Below are 18,490 nucleotides of genomic sequence, written 5' to 3' on the forward strand. Positions count from 1 at the left end.
TTAATTCATCCACACCGTAGCCGAAATGGCAGGCAAAGCCAGAATCCCGTCTGTCAGTTGCCCATGGCCTTCTTTGCGTTGCCATTGCGCAACATTAAGCAACGGTGACGCGGGTAGCACCACTTCACAGGCTTCTCCACGGTTGATTGCCACCAGTACACGCTGCTGATTCAGCACGCGGCCAAATACCACCACGTTATCTTCCGCATATAGCACCTGACAGCCGCCACGACGCAGCGCCTGACTTTTCTTACGCAGCGCAATCATTCGCTGGTACAGCGCGAATAACGCCGTATCCTGCTTTTCCACCTGCCAGGGGAACGGTTTACGGCAAAACGGATCGTTTTTACCATCCAGTCCCACTTCATCACCGTAATAAATGCACGGTACACCAGGCCAGGTGAACAACCAGACCACCGCCAGCGGCAGGCGCGCAATATCCCGACCGAGCAGAGTTTTAAATCGCGCAGTATCGTGGCTATCGAGCTGATTAAACATACGTAATTGCTGTTGATGAGAAAGCCCTGCGCGGTAATTATCCATCCAGGCCATACAGGTTTGGGCGTCAATTTGCTGCGGATCATAAGAGATATCGGTGTTGGCGAGAAATCCCCACAACGGAAATGTGAAGCCGCGATAGTTCATGGCGGCATCTTCCACATCGGCCTGTAACCATTGCCGTGCATCGCCAAAATGCTCTCCGACAATATACGCTTCCGGCTGAGTTTCTTTCGCCGCTTCGGTGATCCCAGCAACGTGCTGCAAATTATTGCGCGCCCCACCCGCTTCCCCCAGCATATGCACCACATCCAGCCGCCAGCCGTCCATATTCCACGGCGCTTTCAGCCAGTGGCGGACAATACTGTCTTCCCCGCGATAAATTTCATTCACCAGACTTTCCGACTGATAATCCAGCTTCGGCAAGCTGGCATAGCCCAGCCAGTCGAGCGCCGTGCCATCATCACTAAACGAGTACCAGTCGCGCCAGGGCGATTCGGGGTTGTGACAAGCTCCCCCCGTGCCACGATTGTGCCTGTCAAACCAGGCATGGGAATCGCCACTGTGGTTAAACACGCCATCCAGCACCAGCCGCATTCCCAGCTGCTGCGTATGGTGTCGCAAACGCAGCAATGCCCCATCACCGCCAAACTGCGGATCGACATGGCGATAATCCTCGGTATCGTATTTATGTACGCTGGGAGCTTTAAACACCGGATTAAGATACAGCGCCGTCACGCCGAGCTTTTTCAGATACGGCAGTTTTTCGCTGATACCGTCCAGATCGCCGCCATAGAACGTTGATCCGCCCGCCTGCGCCGTGACCGGCTCATCCCAGTCACGCAAGATGATCTCTTGTCCGGCTGCGTGATGGTAATAGATATGATCCTGTTCAGCTTCGCGAGGAAGACTACGGGCGAAACGATCAGGAAAGATCTGATAAAAAATCTGATCTGCCGCCCATTGTGGCCCGATGTCCGGTACATCGACGGCAAACTGCTCCAGTCGCGCTGGCGGCATTCGGCTGAAGCCCTGCGGTGTAAACCAACGCTGGCGATCGTGCCACAATAATTTGAAGCTATAGCGCCGCCGGGGTTGCCCAATGGAAATATCGATGGCCGCCCGCCATGCCGTGACACCAGGCTGGGGCTGACTGCGCTGCTTATGCATCGGTACTGACGTTTCTTCGTTATCGTTTTCTGTACGTAGCATAATCCGCTGAGGTGGGTCTTCGCCTGTCAGCCACAGTGTAATGAGTAGTTGATCTTTGCTTTGTTTAACAAATGGGGGCACCGGCAGGTGCCATGCATTTAACATCATAATTCCCCTGTGATGAAAATCTGATCACCTTGCCATAGCCTAATGCAGGATCACTCATCATCTGAAGGATATTTGGGGGAGGAGGACGGGGGCGGATAACTTTCGGAATAGCCGGATCAGGGCTTGCCTTGATCCGGCTTACAGAACGCAGTGATTAGTGATTTTCAGCCAGCTGACGATCGTGGCGGCGTTTAAACATCCAGCCAATCAACAGCAGAACAATCCACGCGAAACCAACGTACAGCGAGATACGTGTGTCCGGATGATAACCAATCAATCCGATAATAAAGAGCAGGAAAATCAAACCGCCGATGGTCGTTGCTACCCCACCTGGTACTTTAAATTTCAGTGACTTCACTTCTTCTGGCGGCAAACGGCGACGGAAAGCAATTTGCGACAGCAGGATCATAATCCATACCCACACCGTGGCGAAGGTTGCCAGCGAAGCGATCACCAGGAAGACATTTTCCGGCATGATGTAGTTCAGATATACCGCAAACAATAGCGCGGTAGTCATCACCAGCACCGTGACCCACGGAATACCGCGACGCGAGGTTTTGCTGAAAATTTTCGGCGCGCTACCCTGCTCTGCCATGCCGTGAAGCATACGACCTACGCCAAATACGTCACTGTTAATTGCTGACAGCGAAGCGGTCAGCACAACAAAGTTAAGAATGCTGGCGGCAAAGGTAATGCCCATATGCTGGAACGTCAGCACGAACGGGCTACCGGCAGTGCCAACCTGATTCCACGGATAGATAGACATAATGACGAACAGCGTACCGACGTAGAACACCAGAATACGCATCGGCACGGAGTTAATCGCACGCGGAATCGATTTTTCCGGATCTTTCGCTTCCCCGGCGGTAATCCCGATAATTTCGATCCCACCGTAAGCAAACATTACCATTTGCAACGACATCACCATGCCAAGCCAGCCGTTACTGAAGAAGCCGCCGTTGCTCCAAAGATTATGGATACCGGTCGGTTGCCCGCCGTTGCCAATCCCCCAGATGATGATGCCGAAACCGGCGACAATCATGATGATGATGGTGGCGACTTTAAAGAACGAAAACCAGAACTCAAGCTCACCAAATACTTTCACGCTCATCAGGTTTACGGCGCAAATGATCAGCACCACGCTCAGTACCCAAATCCAGTGCGGCACCGTCGGGAACCAGACGCCCATATAGATACCGAAAGCGGTCACATCGGCGATGGCGACAATAAGGATTTCAAAGCAGTAGGTCCAGCCAGTGATATAACCTGCCAGTGGACCGAGGTTTTCCTGCGCATAGCGCGAGAAAGAGCTGGCTGCCGGGTTATGTACCGACATTTCCCCCAGCGCACGCATAATGATATACGCCGCGATACCACCGATAATATAGGCCAACAACACGCTCGGACCGGCCATTTTGATGGCGTCTGCCGAACCGTAAAACAACCCGGTGCCAATTGCTGAACCCAGTGCCATAAAGCGTATGTGTCGGGTACTTAGCCCACGCTTTAGCTTGTTCTTACTTTCCATCAATTCCTAACCCATCAACACAATAAAAAACCACGGGGCATCGCAGCCCCGTGGTTAAAACAAATATTCAGTGATTTAGTGAGCGCTGGAGGTCACCTGACGACCTGCCGCGCGATCCCAAATAATGGCCAGAACCACCATCACCACTGTTGGCATTAACCACGCAAGACCTTGTTCGGCCAGCGGTAAACGCTGCGCCCAGGACGGTAAGATATCGCTGAATGCAGATGCTTTGATCCCGTCGAGAATACCAAAAAGCAGGCTGATAAACATCGGCGGAGCAATCACGCGGGACGAATTATGCCACCATGAGCGTGTAAAACTTAATACAACCAGTGCGATACACGGCGGATAAATAGCGGTCAGCACCGGTACGGAGATCTGAATCAGCTGGCTCAAGCCGAGGTTAGACACCACCATCGAGAAGCCGCCGAGGATAAACACCAGCGTACGATAGGAGAGTGGTACGTACTGAGCAAAGAATTCTGCACAAGCACAGGTCAGGCCAACCGCCGTGACTAGGCAGGCGATAAAGATTAACGCCGCCAGCAGGAAGCTACCGCCGCCGCCAAAGGTGTGCTGAACGTAGGCATGCAGAATAGCCGCACCGTTTGCAGACTGATCGACCAGCGACGCGCTGTCTGAACCCAGACGGAACAGCGCCAGGTACAGCAGAGTCAGACCAACACCCGCCATCAGGCCAGCCCAGACGGTATAACGGGTCAGCAGACGCGCTTCGGTAACGCCGCGAGAACGCGCCGCATTAACAATAACGATACCAAACACCATCGCGCCCAGCGTATCCATGGTCAGATAGCCATTAACGAAGCCGTTAGAAAACGCGGCGTTTTGATAAGCCTCAGTCGCCGTGCTGATAGAGCCCGCTGGCCAGACAATTGCCGCAACAGACAGGATGACCAGCGCGATAATTTTCAGCGGTGCCAGGAAGTTACCGACGGTATCCAGCAGTTTGCCCGGATAGAGCGAAACCAGAATAACGATAGCGAAATAGACCAGGCTGTAGATAAACAGCGGCAGCGCGGAGTCACCCGTCAGGGGCGCAATGCCCACTTCAAAGGAGACGGTGGCTGTACGCGGCGTAGCGAACAACGGCCCTACAGCCAGGTAGCAAACCGTTGCCAGCAGTACGCCAGCGACTTTACCGATTGGCGTGCTGAGGCTGTCAACACCGCCGCCAACTTTCGCCAGCGCCACCACCGTTAATACTGGCAGGCCAACGGCAGTAATGAGGAAGCCGAATGCCGCGGTCCAGACGTGTTCGCCTGCCTGCAAGCCGACCATTGGAGGGAAAATGATGTTACCTGCGCCGACGAACAACGCAAATGTCATAAAGCCCAGAGCGATGATATCGCGCGATCTTAATTGATGGGTCATAAATCATACTGCCTGTGGATGTGGTGTTGTAACGTTAAATTTTTGTGCCAATCCCTGGGGATGATACAGCGGTATATTTAAACAATTTTAGCGGGAAATACTCCCACCCAGGCGCGGCGAAGAATAGTTTTTCGATTTACCGCGTGAATGCAGTCAGTATGACAGCACCTGAAGCGCAATTTAAACGCTTATAACGTTTTAAAGCAAGAAGGGATCTAAAAACCAGAGGTATATAGCGATAAGAAATCACCAACCAGTATAAAACACTATTTCCGTGAAAAAGACATGGCTAATCATGCGAACAAAAAATCACCAACCGTTGTAAAATCTAACGCCCGTATTTTGACTGCAAAGAAAATAAGCCAGCATCAGCTGGCTTATGGCAATAAAAGATGACAAAGGCGGATTATTCGCTGTTTTTGGCAATTAAACGTTCCGGGATAACAAAACTGAAACGCGTACCTTTTCCCACCGTACTCTCAATATGCAGGCGACTTTCGTGATGATTCACCGCATGTTTCACGATCGCTAACCCTAATCCGCTACCGCCAGTTTGTCGGGAACGTGCTTTATCAACGCGATAAAAACGCTCGGTCAGGCGCGGAATATGCTCCGGTGCGATGCCCGGTCCATTATCTTCAACGCTAAATTCGGCACCGTGCGGCACTCGCTGCCAGCGTACGGTGATATGCGTACCTTCCGGCGTATGATTCACGGCGTTATAAACCAGGTTAGAAATCGCGCTGCGAAGTTGGTCTTCGTTGCCAGACACCTTGAGGTCGTTATCTATTTCAAAGGTAAATGTCTGTTTTTTCTGACTCAGAGTCTGAGCCTCGCGCTCAACAACGCGCAGCATCATCGGCACATCAACCTTTTCATTGAGCAAATGCGTCGGTGCGGCTTCTATTTTCGACAGCGTCAGCAATTGCTTCACCAGCCCTTCCATCCGCTGGGTCTGCTCGCGCATGGTGTGCAACGCTTTTTCACGTACCGCGCCTTCCAGCGGTTGCTCATCCATCATCTCCAGGTAACCCTGTAACACGGTCAATGGCGTACGCAACTCATGGCTCACGTTGGCAAAAAAGTTACGCCGCGCCCCTTCCAGTTGATGCATTTGCGTGACATCACGTGCCACCATCAGCAACTGTTTGTGGGTATAAGGCATGACGCGAATTTCCAGATGCCGCCCGGTATTGAGCACCAGATTGAGCGGGCGAGAAAAATCACGCGTTTTCAGATATTGCGTAAACTCCGGATAACGCAGCAGATTAAGGATGTTCTGCCCATTATCTTCCGGCCAGCGCAAACCAAGAATTTGTTGCGCCAGACCATTACACCAGAAAATACCGCCCTCTTCCGTGGTCAGCACCACCGCATCAGGCAGCGACTCCGCGCCGCTACGAAAGCGTTTAATCAGATTGCCCAGTTCGCGGCGACGTTTTTTATTACGCAGCTGCATCTGGTGTAAGCCGTATAGCAGCGGTTCCCAGCTACCACGCCCCGGAGGCGGGGTCATACTGCGATCCACCCACAGCCACCATGAAAGGCGCAATAAATTCCAAAAATGCCAGATAAGCAGTCCTGTTACCGATGCCAGCAAAAACCAGGGCAGGTAACCAAAAAATGCACCCAGGATGAAAGCCGGGAGGCAGCAAAGTAGCAGCTCCAGCACCAGCCTTTTCCACGACAGCCGTTCCAGCACGTAAGATACTCCAGTTAAGAAATCATAAGCCCTGCTCTGCGTCCGATGAGCAAGGCGTTAAAAGCGGGTTGAAAAACGATATCCTGTACCGCGTACGGTCTGCACCATGCGGTCATGTCCGCCGGGCTCCAGTGCCTTACGCAGGCGACGAATGTGGACATCGACCGTGCGGTCTTCCACATATACGTTGGTTCCCCATACGTGGTTTAACAGCTGCTCGCGGCTGTACACGCGCTCGGGATGCGTCATAAAAAAGTGCAGCAGTTTAAATTCTGTCGGCCCCATCTCCAGCGGTTCTTCGCCCGCCATCACCCGGTGAGATGTCGGGTCGAGACTGAGCCCCTGCATCTCGATCACCTCTTCCACCGCCATTGGCGAAATACGGCGCATTACCGCTTTGATTCGCGCCACCAGTTCCTTCGGCGAAAACGGCTTGGTGATATAGTCATCCGCACCGGTTTCAAGGCCGCGCACGCGATCTTCTTCTTCCCCTCTGGCGGTCAGCATCACCACTGGAATATCTCGGGTCATCGACTCGCGCTTGAGGTGTTTGATGAACTGGATACCGGAGCCGCCAGGTAACATCCAGTCAAGGAGAATTAAATCCGGCCAGGGTTCATTCAGTTGATTCACAGCACTGTCATAATCTTCCGCTTCGACCGGCTGAAAGCCATTTTGTTCGAGCACGAAGCAGACCATTTCGCGAATTGGAGCTTCATCTTCTACGACCAGAATACGTCTCGCCATGATTTGCCCTGTTGTAATAAATAGGTTGCGATCATTAATGCGACGTCATTATGCGTCAGATTTATGACAGATTTATGAAAAGCACGTCGCACATATCTTCAGGTAGTTGATTTCCGTGGCGCAGAAAAAAGCAAATGGCACATCTGTTTGGGTATAATCGCGCCCATGCTTTTTCGCCAGGGAATCGTTATGCGCATCCTTCACACCTCAGACTGGCATCTCGGCCAGAACTTCTACAGTAAAAGCCGCGAAGCTGAACACCAGGCCTTTCTTGACTGGCTGCTGGAAACAGCGCAAACCCATCAGGTGGATGCGATTATTGTTGCCGGTGATGTTTTCGATACCGGATCACCGCCCAGTTACGCCCGCACGTTATACAACCGTTTTGTTGTCAATTTACAGCAAACGGGCTGTCATCTGGTGGTACTGGCAGGAAACCATGACTCGGTCGCCACGCTGAATGAATCGCGCGATATCATGGCGTTCCTCAATACTACCGTGGTCGCCAGCGCCGGACATGCGCCGCAAATCTTGCCTCGTCGCGACGGGACGCCAGGCGCAGTGCTGTGCCCCATTCCTTTTTTACGCCCGCGTGACATTATTACCAGCCAGGCGGGGCTTAACGGTATTGAAAAACAACAACATTTGCTGGCGGCTATTACCGATTATTACCAACAACATTATGCCGATGCCTGCAAACTGCGCGGCGATCAGCCTCTGCCCATCATCGCCACGGGGCATTTAACGACCGTTGGTGCCAGCAAAAGTGACGCCGTGCGTGACATTTATATTGGCACGCTGGACGCCTTCCCGGCACAAAACTTTCCGCCAGCCGACTACATCGCGCTCGGGCATATTCACCGCGCACAGATTATTGGCGGCATGGAACATGTTCGCTATTGCGGTTCCCCCATTCCACTGAGTTTTGATGAATGCGGAAAAAGTAAATATGTCCATCTGGTGACATTTTCAAACGGCAAATTAGAGAGCGTGGAAAACCTGAGCGTGCCGATAACGCAACCGATGGCGGTACTGAAAGGCGATCTGGCGTCGATTACCGAACAGCTGGAACAGTGGCGCGATGTATCACAGGAACCACCTGTCTGGCTGGATATCGAAATCACTACTGATGAGTATCTGCATGATATTCAGCGCAAAATCCAGGCATTAACTGAATCACTGCCTGTCGAAGTATTGCTGGTACGCCGCAGCCGTGAACAGCGCGAGCGTGTGTTAGCCAGCCAACAGCGTGAAACCCTCAGCGAACTCAGCGTCGAAGAGGTGTTTAATCGTCGTCTCGCACTGGAAGAACTGGATGAATCACAGCAGCAACGTCTGCAACATCTTTTCACCACGACGCTGCAGACCCTCGCCGGAGAACACGAAGCATGAAAATTCTCAGCCTGCGCCTGAAAAACCTGAACTCGTTAAAAGGCGAATGGAAGATTGATTTCACCCGCGAGCCGTTCGCCAGCAATGGGCTGTTTGCGATTACCGGCCCAACCGGCGCGGGGAAAACCACCCTGCTGGATGCCATTTGCCTGGCGCTGTATCACGAAACTCCGCGCCTTTCTAACGTTTCACAATCGCAAAATGATCTAATGACCCGCGATACCGCCGAATGTCTGGCGGAAGTGGAGTTTGAAGTCAAAGGTGAAGCGTACCGTGCCTTCTGGAGCCAGAATCGGGCGCGTAACCAGCCAGACGGTAATTTGCAGGTGCCGCGCGTAGAGCTGGCGCGCTGTACCGATGGCAAAATTCTCGCTGACAAAGTGAAAGATAAGCTGGAACTGACGGCGACGTTAACCGGACTGGATTACGGGCGTTTCACCCGTTCGATGCTGCTTTCACAAGGGCAATTTGCTGCCTTCCTGAATGCCAAACCAAAAGAACGCGCGGAGTTGCTCGAGGAGTTAACCGGCACCGAGATCTACGGGCAAATCTCGGCGATGGTTTTTGAACAGCATAAATCGGCCCGTACTGAGCTGGAGAAACTGCAAGCGCAGGCCAGCGGCGTCGCGTTATTAGCGCCAGAACAAGTGCAATCGCTGACAGAAAGTTTGCAGGTACTCACTGTCGAAGAGAAACAGTTACTCGCCGCGCAGCAGCAAGAACAACAATCGCTAAACTGGTTAACGCGTCTGGACGAATTGCAGCAAGAAGCCAGCCGCCGTCAGCAGGTATTGCAACAAGCGTTAGCCGAAGAAGAAAAAGCGCAACCTCAACTGGCGGCGCTCAGTCTGGCACAACCGGCGCGAAATCTTCGTCCGCACTGGGAACGCATCGCAGAACACACTGCGGCACTGGCGCATACTCGCCAGCAGATTGAAGAAGTAAATACTCGCTTACAGCGCACAATGGCGCTTCGTGCGAGCATTCGCCACCACGCGGCGAAGCAGTCTGCAGAATTACAGCAGCAGCAACAAAGCCTGAATGCCTGGTTACAGGAACACGACCGCTTCCGTCAGTGGAACAACGAACTGGCGGGTTGGCGTGCGCAATTCTCTCAACAAACCAGCGAACGCGAGCATCTGCGGCAGTGGCAGCAACAGTTAACCCATGCAGAGCAAAAACTTAATTCACTTCCGGCGATCTCGTTGACGTTAAGCGCCGATGAAGTTGCTAGCGCCCAGGCGCAACATGCTGAGCAACGCACGCTGCGTCAGCGCCTGGTCGCGCTGCATGGGCAGATTGTTCCCCAACAAAAACGCCTGGCGCAATTACAGGTTGCTATCCAGAATGTCACGCAGGAACAGACGCAACGTAACGCCGCACTTAACGAAATGCGCCAGCGTTATAAAGAAAAAACGCAACAACTTGCCGATGTGAAAACCATTTGCGAGCAGGAAGCTCGTATCAAAACGCTGGAAGTTCAACGTGCGCAGTTACAGGCGGGTCAGCCTTGCCCACTTTGTGGTTCCACCAACCACCCGGCGGTCAAGGCGTATCAGGCACTGGAACCGGGTGTTAATCAGGCCCGCTTACTGACGCTTGAAAACGAAGTGAAAAAGCTCGGGGAGGAAGGCGCGGCGCTGCGCGGGCAACTGGATGCATTAACGAAGCAGCTTCAGCGCGATGAGAACGAAGCGCAAAGCCTCCGACAAGATGAGCAAGCACTTACTCAACAGTGGCGAGCTGTCACAGCCAGCCTCAATATCACCTTGCAGCCACAGGACGACATTCAACCGTGGCTGGATGCACAAGATGAACATGAACGCCAATTGCGGTTACTCAGCCAACGACATGAATTACAAGGGCAGATTGCTACGCATAATCAGCAAATTATCCAGTATCAACAGCAAATTGAACAACGCCAGCAGCAACTCTCTGCGGCATTAGCGAGTTACGCGCTGGCATTGCCACAGGAAAATGAAGAAGAGAGCTGGTTAGCGACACGTCAGCAAGAAGCGCAGAGCTGGCAACAGCGTCAGAACGAATTAACCACGCTGCAAAACCGTATTCAGCAACTGACGCCGATTCTGGATACGTTACCGCAAGGTGATGAGTTACCGCACAGCGAAGAAACAGTGGCACTGGAAAACTGGCGGCAAATTCATGAACAATGTCTCGCGTTACAAAGCCAGCAGCAAACGTTGCAGCAGCAGGGCGTTCTGGCGACACAAAGTCTGCAAAAAGCCCAGGCGCAGTTTGACACCGCGCTACAGGCCAGCGTCTTTGACGATCAACAGGCGTTCCTTGCAGCACTGATGGATGAACAAACACTAACGCAACTGGAACAGCTCAAACAGAATCTGGAAAACCAGCGCCGTCAGGCGCAAACGTTGACCGCTCAGACAGCAGAAACGCTGGCACAGCATCAGCAACACCGACCTGACGGCCTGGATCTCAGTGTGACGGTGGAGCAGATTCAGCAAGAGTTAGCGCAAACTCACCAAAAGTTGCGTGAAAACACCACCAGTCAGGGCGAGATTCGTCAACAGCTGAAACAGGATGCGGAAAACCGTCAGCAACAACAAACCTTAATGCAGCAAATTGCTCAAATGACGCAGCAGGTTGAGGACTGGGGATATCTGAATTCGCTAATAGGTTCCAAAGAGGGCGATAAATTCCGCAAGTTCGCCCAGGGACTGACGCTGGACAATCTGGTCCATCTGGCTAACCAGCAACTTACCCGGCTACACGGGCGCTATCTGTTACAGCGCAAAGCCAGCGAGGCGCTGGAAGTCGAAGTTGTTGATACCTGGCAGGCAGATGCGGTACGCGATACCCGTACCCTTTCCGGTGGCGAGAGTTTCCTCGTCAGTCTGGCGCTGGCGCTGGCGCTTTCGGATCTGGTCAGCCATAAAACGCGTATTGACTCGCTGTTCCTTGATGAAGGTTTTGGCACGCTGGATAGCGAAACGCTGGACACCGCCCTTGATGCGCTGGATGCCCTGAACGCCAGCGGCAAAACCATCGGTGTGATTAGCCACGTTGAAGCGATGAAAGAGCGTATTCCGGTGCAGATCAAAGTGAAAAAGATCAACGGACTAGGCTACAGCAAGCTGGAAAATGCATTTGCAGTGAAATAACTATTCAGCAGGATAATGAATACAGAGGGGCGAATTATCTCTTGGCCTCACTGGTCGTTATCCTGCAAGCTATCACTTTATTGGCTACGGTGATTGGTAGCCGTTCTGGTGGTTGTGATGGTGGTATGAAAAAAGTCATTTTATCTTTGGCTCTGGGCACGTTTGGTTTGGGGATGGCCGAATTTGGCATTATGGGCGTGCTCACGGAGCTGGCGCATAACGTAGGAATTTCGATTCCTGCTGCCGGGCATATGATCTCGTATTATGCGCTGGGGGTGGTGGTCGGTGCGCCAATCATCGCCCTCTTTTCCAGCCGCTACTCACTCAAACATATCTTGTTGTTTCTGGTGGCGTTGTGCGTTATTGGCAATGCCATGTTCACGCTCTCTTCGTCTTACCTGATGCTCGCCCTTGGTCGTCTGGTATCCGGTTTTCCGCATGGCGCTTTTTTTGGCGTCGGGGCGATTGTGTTATCGAAAATTATCAAACCCGGCAAAGTCACCGCCGCCGTGGCGGGGATGGTTTCGGGGATGACAGTTGCCAATTTGCTGGGCATTCCGCTGGGGACATATTTAAGTCAGGAGTTTAGCTGGCGTTACACCTTTTTATTGATCTCTGTGTTTAATATCGCGGTGATGGCATCGGTCTATTTTTGGGTGCCGGATATTCGCGACGAGGCGAAAGGAAAGCTGCGCGAACAATTTCACTTTTTGCGCAGCCCGGCCCCGTGGTTAATTTTCGCTGCCACGATGTTTGGCAACGCGGGTGTATTTGCCTGGTTCAGCTACGTAAAGCCATACATGATGTTTATTTCCGGTTTTTCGGAAACGGCGATGACCTTTATTATGATGTTAGTTGGGCTGGGGATGGTGTTGGGGAATGTGCTAAGTGGCCGGATTTCAGGACGTTATTCACCACTACGCATTGCGGCAGTGACTGATTTCATTATTGTGCTGGCATTGCTGATGCTCTTTTTCTTCGGCGGCATGAAAACAACGTCGCTTATTTTTGCTTTTATTTGTTGCGCGGGATTATTTGCCCTCTCTGCACCGCTGCAAATATTGTTACTGCAAAATGCCAAAGGTGGAGAATTATTAGGTGCCGCAGGTGGGCAAATAGCGTTTAACCTCGGTAGCGCCGTCGGCGCATATTGCGGAGGTATGATGCTGACGCTGGGGCTGACTTATAATTACGTGGCGCTGCCTGCCGCCCTGCTCTCGTTTGCTGCGATGTCGTCGTTGCTACTGTATGGTCGCTATAAGCGCCAGCAAGCGGCGGATTGTCCGGTGCTGGCGAAACCAGTGGGATAGATTGCAGCCACGGTACACGTTGCTTATTGCCGGATGCGGCGTGAACACCTTATCCGGCCTACGGCTGCTCATTTTGTAGGCCTGATAAGACGCGGCAAGCGTCGCATCAGGCATCTGAGCACGGTGCCGGATGCGGCGCGAGCACCTTATCCGGCCTACGGCTGCTCATTTTGTAGGCCTGATAAGACGCGGCAAGCGTCGCATCAGGCATGATGCACCAATTGCCTGGTTTTTTTACTCTTGTGGCCATAACCACGCAGCGCCGCGTACGCCGCTGGAATCACCATGTTTCGCCTTACGCACCGGCGTTTCACATTCGCCGCCGAAGACAAATTGTTTAATCAACTGCGGAACCGTTTGATATAAACGATCTACATTGCTCATCCCGCCCCCCAACACAATCACATCCGGATCGAGAATATTCACTACGTGTGCCAGCGATTTTGCCAGCCGCAGCTCGTAACGACGCAATGCCAACTCCGCTACCGGATCGCTTTCTTCAACAAGGCGGATAATTTCACTACCTTTCAGCGCATGTCCGCTCAAACGATGATAATCCGTCGCAAATCCCGTACCCGAAATAAAGGTTTCAATGCAGCCTTGTTTGCCGCAATAACAAGGGACTTCCTCGCGATAACGCAGTTCATCTTCGTCCATCCACGGTAGCGGATTGTGTCCCCACTCGCCTGCCGTGCCATTGCCGCCGATATGCGCTCGACCATTGAACGCTACGCCCGCGCCGCATCCCGTGCCGATAATCACGGCAAATACCGTCTGCGCTCCCGCAGCTGCGCCATCTACCGCTTCCGAGACCGCCAGACAGTTGGCGTCATTTGCCAACCGCACTTCCCGTTGCAACCGCGCGCTTAAATCTTTATCAAATGGCTGACCGTTAAGCCAGGTTGAATTGGCATTTTTCACCACGCCAGTGTAAGGCGAAATCGAGCCTGGAATGCCCATGCCTACCGTTCCGCGCTGCCCTGTCGCCTGCTCCGCCATATCAACCAACGTGGCGATCGTTTCGATGGTCTGATGGTAATCATCACGCGGCGTGGGCAGACGATGACGATACAACTGCTCCCCTGCATCGCCCAGTGCAATCACTTCAGTTTTAGTGCCGCCTAAATCGATACCTATACGCACGGTACTCTCCTTATTTTTTTCAATATCAATAGCGTAGAGACGGACAACCGGATTGGCAATGCAAGGCCGCCGACAATTCGTTATCATGCCCGCTAAATTTAACGACAAGGCCGTGGAAATTATCATGCTGTGGTTCAAAAATTTAATGGTTTACCGTCTTAGCCGCGAGATTTCGCTGCGTGCAGAAGAGATGGAAAAACAGCTAGCCTCGATGGCATTTACCCCATGCGGCAGCCAGGACATGGCGAAGATGGGCTGGGTTCCTCCGATGGGATCGCACAGCGATGCGTTAACGCACGTTGCCAATGGTCAAATTGTTATCTGCGCACGCAAAGAAGAAAAAATCCTCCCGTCTCCGGTGATTAAACAGGCGCTGGAAGCAAAAATCGCCAAGCTGGAAGCGGAACAGGCGCGCAAGCTGAAGAAAACCGAAAAAGATTCGCTGAAAGATGAAGTGCTGCACTCTCTTCTGCCGCGCGCTTTCAGCCGTTTCAGCCAAACCATGATGTGGATCGACACGGTAAACGGTTTGATTATGGTGGACTGCGCCAGTGCCAAAAAAGCAGAAGATACGCTGGCATTACTGCGTAAAAGCCTGGGGTCGTTACCGGTTGTACCATTGAGCATGGAAAACCCGATTGAACTGACGCTGACCGAATGGGTACGCTCTGGTAGTGCGGCACAAGGCTTCCAGCTGCTTGATGAAGCCGAACTGAAATCGTTGCTGGAAGATGGCGGCGTGATCCGCGCGAAGAAACAAGATTTGACCAGCGAAGAAATCACCAACCACATTGAAGCAGGAAAAGTGGTGACTAAACTGGCGCTCGACTGGCAGCAGCGCATTCAGTTTGTGATGTGCGACGATGGTTCACTCAAGCGTCTGAAGTTCTGCGACGAGCTGCGCGATCAAAACGAAGATATCGACCGTGAAGATTTTGCCCAACGTTTTGATGCCGATTTCATCCTGATGACCGGTGAACTGGCAGCATTAATCCAAAACCTGATCGAAGGATTAGGTGGCGAAGCACAACGTTAATTGCTGATTTGCCTTTAATGCCGGATGCGACGCCTGCGGCGTCTTATCCGGCGTACGAATCCACACCAGGCATATAATCATTCGCTACGGCGGGCAATAATTTTTAGCGCAGCAATATTATGCGTTTTACGCCGTAACTGATCCAACCGTCTCATCCCTATTCGCCTGTCAGCGGCACGCAGAATATTCACTAACCCCCATTTATCGCTGGTAAATTGTTTCGTTAACAGCTCCGCTTTTGGGGTATCAATATATTCACGCAATAAATCAGAAATTGAACAAATATCCGTCAGATAAGGATACCAGCAAGTTTCACCATGAAAATTACGCACTCCACCATTGCCTGCCATAAAGTCTTTTGGGTAATCCCAGATCACGTCTTTATCCAACGTGATCCAATAACGCGGTAAATCGGTGCTTCCACCATTTTGGCTGCGCATGGGATAACGGGTACAGTGAATTTGCAGGTTGATCGTTGGCGTCAGTAAGTCATAAATCTCCCTCTGTAACTTGCTCCAGGGGCGTTGTGTCATTGTTTTTCCTCAAACCGGTTACGCGCTTCACTGCGAATTTGCCGCGTTGCCCCGGTTTTCACTAAATCACGTAACTGCGAAAGATCGGGCTGATCGACAAATAAGATTAATGATGGATCCTCTTTTAACCACGCCGTTTTCACATCGGCAGCCAACTGTGGATTATTAATAGCCAGCGCCCGATCCTGTGACTCAGTCAATGTCGTTAACAAAGAGGCTGGGGTATGTACATTGCGCAACGCCGTCTGCCGCAAATGATCATTGTGACTTTTCAGCAATCCGCACCACCATTCATCATCTGATTTATCTTTTATCGTATCCAGCTCCGCAAAAATATCGCTTTCCTCATGATTCCAGCGGTGTAATCCTCTTTCACTTTGTCTACGGGTGCTATTTTTCATACTGACAACAGACAACGCCCAGTCGGAGTTAAAACGATACTGTTGATCGAGTTTGTTGATAATTCCGGAGGGTAAATCTTTATTATCAAATAACTGGTTTCGCATCCGATAGCGGTATTCAGCAGGTAAATAAACCAGTAAATCGATAGCATTATTAAGCATCTCTTCGTCAATAATACCATTATCAATCAGCGCCAGCTGTACTTCGTAGGCTTGCTCTTGATCTTCTTGCCGTTTACTCATCATTAATTTTAAGGTGTGTTGCCATAATTGTTTCTTATACTCCAGAGGTAACAATTTATCGCGTGCCAGCTCATACCAGATGCTGGGAATGTCATGCTGATTCAGTAGATAACTAATCACTTCCTTCGAGGTCAGATAACGCATGCCGTCACGTAAATTGTGCACATCTTCTTTTGCCAAAGTCAGTTGACGCGACTCCGGCAAAGCGACCAATAACGCCTTCACGATATTTTTATTTTCTTTATTATCCAGATACATTTGTTCTGCGATACGTTCAACATCCTCTGTCCTCAGGGTCGCTGACAGTTGGGTGATTTTTAGTTCAGTAAGCGTCCGGGCTAATGCTTGACGAACTTTCAGCGATTTATCTTTACTCAACAACACCGCTTGTTGTGCGGTTAAATCGGTTCCGGTAATTCTTTCGCGTAACTCCGGATCTTCGCTATTTATCAATTCATCGACCACTGCAGTTGGAACCAGCCAGGCGTAATCGTAATGGCTGATTAATGTCTTGCGCACACTGAGAAAAGGGCTTTGACTTAACGACACAACAATATCAGGAGAAAGATTATCCTGTCTGGCCTGCTCCAGCTGTACGCTCTCGACGGGTACAGACATTAATTTTTTATTCACTTCGGCGGATATATTGCTGTTTTTAACCAGTCCTCTGGCAACAGCTTCATCTTTAATTATTTCGTCGGTAAGCAAATGCATCTGTTGAGCGGGCCAGGACTGCGCCATCGATTCACGCGTCTGGTCATCGGGGTGCTGTAACAGTTGCAGCATAACGGCGGTTGACAAACGCTCTATATGAGTCAGAAAACGTGCCACCAGTGGATCTTCATGCTTTATTTTATCCGCAAGGAAATTATCGAGTTTCCCCGTTTCAATCCATTTTAATTTCTCATTAATTTCAGGAGCAGCTTTATCTCGAAAAAGAGGTAAACCCTGAACGATATTGTCTACGACGCTATCATAGTCAGGATACGCATTGGAAATATTATCGGTTTCGATTTCACTATGATCATAAAGATTAGGCGTCACCAGTGAATAGGCTTTTTGAATATTCTCGTCCCAGTTATATTCTTCACCGCTTTCATCTTCATTGATATAAAACTCAGCTTTGATGACCTCAAATTGCGTTGCTTTATCGGAAACAATAATGCCTCGCGTGCTAATTCCTTTCATCACTTCAAAGTTGTGATCATTATAATCAGCATAAACCAAACCTTTCGCTGTCATCTGCCCTTTGACATACGCGAAATCATGATTAATAAAGTTGTCGACAATAACATTACCTAATACAATCAGATGACCATTACCTGACAGATAATCATCATAATCGCCGGAAATCGTTAAATTACCGTTCACCACCAGTTTATTTTGATTGCTGAAGTTAGCGGGTAATGATAGGTCACCATTATGATAATACCAACGGATATTATCTTTCAGCATATAAGCAGCTTCCATACTATCGTTGGTTGCCGCTTTAACCACGTTGCGCTCGTCTGCCGTCATAAGATGAAAGTCAGAGGTGATAAGGTCCTCGCTACTGATCCACTCTGTGGCACATGCATTGCCAGTCATAAAAAACACGACCATACAGATGACCAATATATTAATTCCATTCATAATCTTCACTGATATTTATATCAACCTTGATGAATTATGAATATATCGGAAATCGAAAAAATCGCAGCAAAGGGAATATTATTATGGGTTAAAGAGAGGATATTTCAGAAAAATGCCCTCCCGTTCATGGGGAAGGCGAGGAATTACAGATAGCGGCACAGATAAGAGGTGGGTTCGGCAACTTGCAGATGAAACTCGCTGTGACCGGGAACATTAAACACCGAACCGGCTTCATACACTTGCCAGTCGGTCGCGTCAGGCAGTAACACATTCAGCGCACCACTGATTACCGTCATCTCTTCAGGCTCAGCGGTGCTGAAGGTGTATTCGCCTTCAACCATAACACCCACGCTGGCGCGACCAGTGCTGCTGCTGGAAAAGCCGATCGATTTCACTTTGCCGGAAAAGTACTCATTACTTTGAAGCATAAACTGGCCCTGTCTGGTAGTTGAACATCTACTTCACTATAG

Annotated in this window: 13 protein-coding genes; 4 read left to right on the forward strand and 9 right to left on the reverse strand. The window is 50.9% G+C overall.

Annotated elements, in window-relative coordinates; all coding sequences use genetic code 11:
• The 5 genes from malZ to phoB form a co-directional block, all read right to left on the reverse strand.
• Positions 1–1,818: a maltodextrin glucosidase gene (malZ, locus tag FQZ95_RS20610; RefSeq protein WP_160530603.1), complete on the reverse strand. Its 1,818-nt coding sequence runs from the start codon at positions 1,816–1,818 to the stop codon at positions 1–3.
• A 154-nt stretch (positions 1,819–1,972) separates the two neighbouring features.
• Positions 1,973–3,346, reverse strand: coding sequence for a proline-specific permease ProY (proY, locus tag FQZ95_RS20615; protein ID WP_105278237.1), 1,374 nt, complete (start codon positions 3,344–3,346; stop codon positions 1,973–1,975).
• A 75-nt stretch (positions 3,347–3,421) separates the two neighbouring features.
• Positions 3,422–4,741, reverse strand: a complete 1,320-nt coding sequence (brnQ, locus tag FQZ95_RS20620) for a branched-chain amino acid transporter carrier protein BrnQ (protein WP_000149639.1) — start codon at positions 4,739–4,741, stop codon at positions 3,422–3,424.
• Positions 4,742–5,147: 406 nt separating this feature from the next.
• Positions 5,148–6,443, reverse strand: a complete 1,296-nt coding sequence (phoR, locus tag FQZ95_RS20625) for a phosphate regulon sensor histidine kinase PhoR (RefSeq protein WP_032302557.1) — start codon at positions 6,441–6,443, stop codon at positions 5,148–5,150.
• A 57-nt stretch (positions 6,444–6,500) separates the two neighbouring features.
• A complete protein-coding gene (gene phoB / locus FQZ95_RS20630) occupies positions 6,501–7,190 on the reverse strand; it encodes a phosphate response regulator transcription factor PhoB (protein ID WP_000113933.1) in 690 nt (229 codons plus the stop codon).
• A 189-nt stretch (positions 7,191–7,379) separates the two neighbouring features.
• On the opposite strand from phoB, the gene sbcD reads away from it, so the two are divergent.
• From sbcD to araJ, 3 genes are all read left to right on the forward strand, one after another.
• Entirely contained in the window at positions 7,380–8,582 is a 1,203-nt protein-coding gene (gene sbcD / locus FQZ95_RS20635; protein WP_001221329.1) for an exonuclease subunit SbcD, read from the forward strand.
• Positions 8,579–11,722, forward strand: a complete 3,144-nt coding sequence (sbcC, locus tag FQZ95_RS20640; RefSeq protein WP_160530604.1) for an exonuclease subunit SbcC — start codon at positions 8,579–8,581, stop codon at positions 11,720–11,722. The genes sbcD and sbcC overlap by 4 nt, the downstream gene beginning before the upstream one ends.
• Before the next feature lie 125 nt (positions 11,723–11,847).
• A complete protein-coding gene (araJ, locus tag FQZ95_RS20645; protein ID WP_115738745.1) occupies positions 11,848–13,032 on the forward strand; it encodes an MFS transporter AraJ in 1,185 nt (394 codons plus the stop codon).
• 234 nt (positions 13,033–13,266) lie between these two features.
• Here the strand turns inward: araJ and mak are convergent, their stop codons facing one another.
• Positions 13,267–14,175, reverse strand: a complete 909-nt coding sequence (gene mak, locus FQZ95_RS20650; RefSeq protein WP_032183452.1) for a fructokinase — start codon at positions 14,173–14,175, stop codon at positions 13,267–13,269.
• A gap of 124 nt (positions 14,176–14,299) precedes the next feature.
• Between mak and rdgC the strand changes: the two genes are divergently transcribed.
• A complete protein-coding gene (gene rdgC, locus FQZ95_RS20655; RefSeq protein ID WP_001298537.1) occupies positions 14,300–15,211 on the forward strand; it encodes a recombination-associated protein RdgC in 912 nt (303 codons plus the stop codon).
• 77 nt (positions 15,212–15,288) lie between these two features.
• On the opposite strand, the gene FQZ95_RS20660 is transcribed toward rdgC, so the two are convergent.
• From FQZ95_RS20660 to ppnP, 3 genes are all read right to left on the reverse strand, one after another.
• Positions 15,289–15,744 (reverse strand): SF0329 family protein, encoded by a 456-nt coding sequence (locus FQZ95_RS20660; RefSeq protein ID WP_000194192.1) that lies wholly within the window; start codon positions 15,742–15,744, stop codon positions 15,289–15,291.
• Positions 15,741–18,020: a DUF2773 domain-containing protein gene (locus FQZ95_RS20665; protein ID WP_160530605.1), complete on the reverse strand. Its 2,280-nt coding sequence runs from the start codon at positions 18,018–18,020 to the stop codon at positions 15,741–15,743. The genes FQZ95_RS20660 and FQZ95_RS20665 overlap by 4 nt, the downstream gene beginning before the upstream one ends.
• A 143-nt stretch (positions 18,021–18,163) precedes the next feature.
• Positions 18,164–18,448 (reverse strand): pyrimidine/purine nucleoside phosphorylase, encoded by a 285-nt coding sequence (gene ppnP / locus FQZ95_RS20670; RefSeq protein ID WP_000941942.1) that lies wholly within the window; start codon positions 18,446–18,448, stop codon positions 18,164–18,166.
• Between the last annotated feature and the right edge of the window lie 42 nt (positions 18,449–18,490).

It is taken from the genome of Escherichia sp. HH41S (assembly GCF_009820115.1).
In the GTDB taxonomy this organism is placed as follows: Bacteria; Pseudomonadota; Gammaproteobacteria; order Enterobacterales; family Enterobacteriaceae; genus Escherichia; species Escherichia coli_F.